This window comes from Paenibacillus xylanivorans (genome assembly GCF_001280595.1).
Taxonomy (GTDB): domain Bacteria; phylum Bacillota; class Bacilli; order Paenibacillales; family Paenibacillaceae; genus Paenibacillus; species Paenibacillus xylanivorans.
In genome coordinates this window covers 1-722 of the sequence record NZ_LITU01000073.1, presented here as the reverse complement: position 1 = coordinate 722, position 722 = coordinate 1, and the positions used below count along the sequence as shown (strand labels likewise).

At 49.2% G+C, this 722-nt stretch carries 1 pseudogene; it reads right to left on the bottom strand.

Annotated features, from left to right (window positions below):
* A pseudogene (locus tag AMS66_RS23075) lies at positions 1 to 722 on the bottom strand (leucine-rich repeat domain-containing protein); the annotation flags it as partial.

The following is a 722-nucleotide window of genomic DNA, read 5'->3' as shown; positions in this document are numbered from 1 at the left end:
TTCTCGAGATGAAGCTCTTCTATGGCCTGCCAGTTACTCATAAATTCGAGAGAAGCCAAATTGCTGTCTTGCAGAGTGAAGGAACGTAGAGCGGACATTTTGGCAAAGTAAGGCATCATTTGGTCAACTTCAGTAACAGAGGTGTTGTTTATGCTGAAATATGGCTGCTCTAAGGTCAAATGTTCAAGCACGCTGTTCTCCGGGGCCGCCTTTTGTTCAAAGTTCAGTCTACACTCGGAGCACACCAAAGATTTCACCTGATTCAAACGAAATAAGGCATCGCTTTCCTTGAACAGTGACGAGTCGTAAATGTTCAGAGTCTCTAGACGAGGCAAACCGTCCAGGGCGCCAAGATGGGTTATTTCACTGATCTCCCAGAGGGAGAGTTGCTCCAGTTTCGGGAATTTCCCCAGCGCAGCCAAGTTCAATTCCCCGCTTCCGCCACGGAGCGTCAGGCTGGTTGTAGCGGGCGCCTTCAGCCCGGTGAGAAAGGAGCTTGGAATTTCCACTCGGCCCACATTAGGTAAAGATAACGCCTCTGCGTTCTCATAGTAACCGGACAGAGCTAGTTCCCGCAGAGAGGGCAGACTGTTTATGGCCTTTACCGAGCTAAGCTGACTTAGAGAAGCCAGACGTAGCGTAGTAAGAGAGTTTTTGCCGGTCAAGTGCTCCAGACTGGAGAAGTTTACATTTTCGATATCTAGCGTTTGTAGAGCAGGCAT